This is a genomic window from Photobacterium sanguinicancri, assembly GCF_002265265.1.
GTDB classification, from domain to species: Bacteria; Pseudomonadota; Gammaproteobacteria; order Enterobacterales; family Vibrionaceae; genus Photobacterium; species Photobacterium sanguinicancri.
Genome location: NZ_NOIF01000272.1, coordinates 1 through 4,385, shown reverse-complemented (window position 1 = coordinate 4,385; position 4,385 = coordinate 1). Strand labels below are relative to the sequence as shown.

The 4,385-nt window shown below is 43.7% G+C and carries 4 protein-coding genes; all 4 read right to left on the bottom strand.

Annotated features, from left to right (window positions below):
• Positions 1-135: 135 nt before the first annotated feature.
• Positions 136-1,212: a class II fructose-bisphosphate aldolase gene (gene fbaA / locus ASV53_RS22915; RefSeq protein WP_062692825.1), complete on the bottom strand. Its 1,077-nt coding sequence runs from the start codon at positions 1,210-1,212 to the stop codon at positions 136-138.
• A gap of 141 nt (positions 1,213-1,353) precedes the next feature.
• Positions 1,354-2,517 carry a phosphoglycerate kinase gene (locus ASV53_RS22910; RefSeq protein ID WP_094958828.1) on the bottom strand — a complete coding sequence of 388 codons (1,164 nt, stop codon included), beginning with the start codon at positions 2,515-2,517 and terminating at the stop codon, positions 1,354-1,356.
• 115 nt (positions 2,518-2,632) lie between these two features.
• A complete protein-coding gene (gene epd / locus ASV53_RS22905) occupies positions 2,633-3,682 on the bottom strand; it encodes an erythrose-4-phosphate dehydrogenase (RefSeq protein ID WP_062692829.1) in 1,050 nt (349 codons plus the stop codon).
• A gap of 199 nt (positions 3,683-3,881) precedes the next feature.
• Positions 3,882-4,385: transketolase-like TK C-terminal-containing protein (locus ASV53_RS22900; protein WP_275657121.1), on the bottom strand; the 504-nt coding region annotated here is incomplete at its 5' end.

Below are 4,385 nucleotides of genomic sequence, written 5' to 3'. Positions count from 1 at the left end.
CTAGAGTACTGAAGTGCTCAAAAAATCGATATCCCGTTAGAAAAAACAATGCCGCTCACGTTAAGTGAACGGCATTACGCAAAATGCGGGCTTTTCATAAGCTTAAATGCTTTAAAGCAATAGGCGACTATAAAATTATAGTACGTCGATTGCGTTAAGGTCAGAGAATGCTTTCTCAAGACGAGTAACCATAGAAGCTTGACCAGCACGTAGCCATACGCGTGGATCGTAGTACTTCTTGTTTGGCGCAGATTCGCCAGTTGGGTTACCGATTTGACCTTGTAGGAAATCACGGTTTTCAGCTTCGTATGTACGAACGCCATCCCAAGATGCCCACTGTGTATCAGTATCGATGTTCATTTTGATAACACCGTAACCGATAGACTCTTGGATTTCTGCTTCAGAAGAACCAGAACCACCGTGGAATACGAAGTTTAGTGCGTTCGGTGCGATACCGAATTTCTCAGCACAGTATGCTTGAGAATCACGTAGGATAGTTGGAGTCAGTACAACGTTACCAGCTTGGTAAACACCGTGTACGTTACCGAAAGATGCAGCAATAGTGAAACGTGGGCTAATAGCCGTTAGTTTCTCGTATGCGTAAGCAACGTCTTCAGGAGAAGTGTAAAGCTCAGATGCGTCCATATCAGAGTTATCAACGCCGTCTTCTTCACCACCAGTACAACCTAGTTCGATTTCTAGTGTCATACCCATTTTCGCCATACGCGCTAGGTACTTACCAGAAATTTCGATGTTCTCTTCTAGTGACTCTTCAGAAAGGTCAATCATGTGAGAAGAGAAAAGAGGCTTACCAGTTTCTGCGAAGAATGCTTCACCAGCGTCTAGTAGACCGTCGATCCAAGGAAGAAGTTTCTTAGCAGCGTGGTCAGTGTGAAGAATAACTGGAACACCGTAAGCTTCAGCAACAGCGTGTACGTATTTCGCACCAGCTACTGCACCAAGGATTTGTGCGCCTTGACCTTCAAGTTTAACGCCTTTACCAGCGAAGAAACCAGCACCGCCGTTAGAGAACTGAACTACAACTGGCGCTTTAACTTTAGCCGCTGCTTCTAGAACACCGTTGATAGTATCAGTGTTAACTACGTTTACAGCTGGAAGAGCAAATTTGTTTTCTTTTGCTACTTCAAATACTTTCTGTACGTCGTCGCCAGAAATCACACCAGGTTTTACAAAATCGAAGATCTTAGACATAACAATAGTCCTATTAATAACTTGTTGTCTTTGTGAATATTAAATCTTTGCAAACGTTTGCTACTGGGACAGTATTCTATAAAAACTTGACCAAATTCACAAACATTTAAATATGGGAGCACTAGGCTCCCACATTAATAATTATGCTTTTGCACGCTCTTCAAGCATTGCAACTGCAGGAAGTACTTTACCTTCAACGAACTCAAGGAATGCACCACCACCAGTAGAAATGTAAGAAACGTCAGCTTTAATACCGAACTTATCGATAGCTGCTAGCGTGTCACCACCGCCGGCAACAGAGAAGCCTTCTGAATCTGCGATTGCTTTAGAAATGCCTGCAGTACCTGCTTCAAAGTTTTTGAATTCAAATACGCCAACTGGACCATTCCAAAGAATTGTTTTTGCATTGCTGATAATTTCAGCAAGTGCAGCAGTTGAATCTGGACCAAGGTCGAAGATCATGTCGTCGTCTTGAACGTCAGCAACGTTTTTGATTTCTGCTTCTGCGTTTTCGTCGAATGCTTTCGCACATGCAACGTCAGTCGCTACAGGGATTGCACACTCTTTCATTAGCTTCTTAGCAGTCTCTACTAAGTCTGCTTCGTACAGTGATTTACCAACGTTGTGGCCTTCAGCTGCGATGAATGTGTTTGCGATACCACCGCCAACAACAAGTTGGTCAGCAATTTTAGATAGAGACTCAAGAACAGTCAGTTTAGTAGATACTTTAGAACCACCAACGATAGCAACAAGTGGACGCGCTGGGTTGTCCATTGCTTTGCCAAGTGCTTCAAGTTCAGCGGCTAGTAGCGGACCCGCACATGCTACAGGAGCATTCATGCCAACACCGTGAGTCGATGCTTGCGCACGGTGAGCGGTACCAAATGCATCCATCACGAAGATGTCACATAGTGCAGCATATTTTTTAGATAGTGCTTCTTCGTTCTTCTTTTCGCCTTTGTTAAAGCGAACGTTTTCAAGAACAACTAGCTCACCTGCGTTCAGCTCTAAGCCGTCTAGGTAATCTTTTGCTAGTTTAACGTCGCAATCTAGTGCGTCGTTTAGGTAGTTAACTACAGGTGCTAGCGAAAACTCTTCTGCGTATTCGCCTTCAGTAGGACGACCAAGGTGAGAAGTAACCATTACTTTTGCGCCAGCTTCTAGGCACATTTTGATAGTTGGTAGAGATGCAAGAATACGAGCATCTGAAGTTACTTTACCGTCTTTTACTGGCACGTTTAGGTCAGCACGGATAAATACGCGTTTACCTGCAAGTTCCAGGTCAGTCATCTTGATTACAGACATTCTTTGTCCCTTTTCAAAGTTAGCTAAAATCTTTCAAGCTCGGCACTGTGCCAAACTCACGAATTCTTTACTTTATCTGTCTATCTACTTTCAGCCGTTAGTACAGGCTAAAAGGCTACTCTCCCGTTGGGAGACCATCGTAGCTTTGATGCATCGCCAATGCGGTATCTAACATCCGATTGGCAAATCCCCATTCGTTATCACACCACACCAGCATTTTAATAAGATGCTGATTACTGACTCGGGTTTGTGTACCGTCGACTATCGCGCTATGGGGATCGTGATTAAAGTCGATTGAGACCAGCGGTGCTTCTGTGTAATCCACTATATTTGCTAATGTACAACGAGTCGCGTCCAACAGTGATTGATTTACGTCATTAACTTTCACATTTGTTTTAACTGTGACGCTTAAATCCATCGCCGTCACATTTATTGTAGGTACACGAACCGAAATTGCCTCAAACTTGTCAGAAAGTTTCGGAAATATACGACCGATACCTAAATGTAATTTAGTATCAACAGGAATAATTGATTGGCTCGCAGCGCGAGTTCGACGTAAATCAGTGTGGTACGCATCAATGACCTGTTGGTCATTCATGGAAGAGTGAATCGTTGTGATAGTGCCCGACTCGATCCCGAAGGCATCGTCCAGCACTTTAATAACAGGCACAATACAGTTAGTGGTACATGAACCATTCGACACAATACGGTCTTCTGGTTTCAATGTTTCATGGTTAACACCATAAATAATTGTATTGTCGATATCCGTTGCAGCAGGGTGAGAAAATAACACTTTCTTAGCGCCCGCTTGAATGTGGGCTAAGCCATCTTCACGCGAACCAAAAATCCCCGTACAGTCAAACACAATGTCAACATCGAGGTCACGCCAAGGCAGTAAATTAATATCTGTTTGATGAAGGATACGAATAGAGTCTTGTTCGCCATTTTCATGGGCAATAAACAAGTGCTCCTGATCATGAGAGACAGGCTTAAAGAAACGACCATGGCTAGTGTCGTATTGTAACAAGTGGGCCATTGCTTCAGGCTCAGCCAACTCATTTACTGCCACGATGTCTATTTGCTGGTGTTTACCGCTCTCGTACAGGGCGCGTAACACACTGCGACCGATGCGGCCAAATCCGTTAATTGCGACTTTTAGTGTCATATCCGTGCTACATAAGAATTAAGCCGTGCAAGTGTATAACAAGCGTTGCTCAGAATCATCATAAATGTGATTCTTCTCACCATTTAGCTTTTATATGCTTAGTACCAATAAATACTGTTTCATTTGCATTTCCATTCATAGAGAGCAAATAAAAAAGGCTTCCCAAAGGAAGCCTTTCATTAGCAGAAGAACCCAGCAATTATGCTAGTAGTTCTTTTGCTTTGTTCACTACGTTTTCAGTGGTGAAACCAAACATTTTGAATAGCTCGCCTGCAGGTGCAGATTCGCCAAATGTTGTCATACCAATGATACGACCATTTAGGCCAACATATTTGAACCAGAAATCAGCAATACCCGCTTCTACAGCAACACGAGCAGTAACAGCTGCTGGTAATACTGCTTCACGGTACGCTGCGTCTTGCTTGTCGAACGTATCCGTTGCTGGCATAGAAACAACGCGAACCTGACGACCTTCAGCCGTTAGTTGTGCTGCCGCTTCTACTGCTAGTTCAACTTCAGAACCCGTTGCGATAAAGATAAGTTCAGGCTTACCAACACAATCTTTCAGGATGTAACCACCCTTCGCGATGTTCGCTACTTGCTCTGCATCACGATCTTGCTGTGCAAGGTTTTGACGCGAGAAGATTAGCGATGTTGGGCCATCTTTACGTTCAATTGCCAGTTTCCAAGCAACAGCAGATTC

Excerpts from the sequence above, each read along its gene's own strand:
- epd (WP_062692829.1), bottom strand. The coding sequence starts at position 3,682 with ATGACACTAAAAGTCGCAATTAACGGATTTGGCCGCATCGGTCGCAGT.
- ASV53_RS22910 (WP_094958828.1), bottom strand. The coding sequence starts at position 2,517 with ATGTCTGTAATCAAGATGACTGACCTGGAACTTGCAGGTAAACGCGTA.
- fbaA (WP_062692825.1), bottom strand. The coding sequence starts at position 1,212 with ATGTCTAAGATCTTCGATTTTGTAAAACCTGGTGTGATTTCTGGCGAC.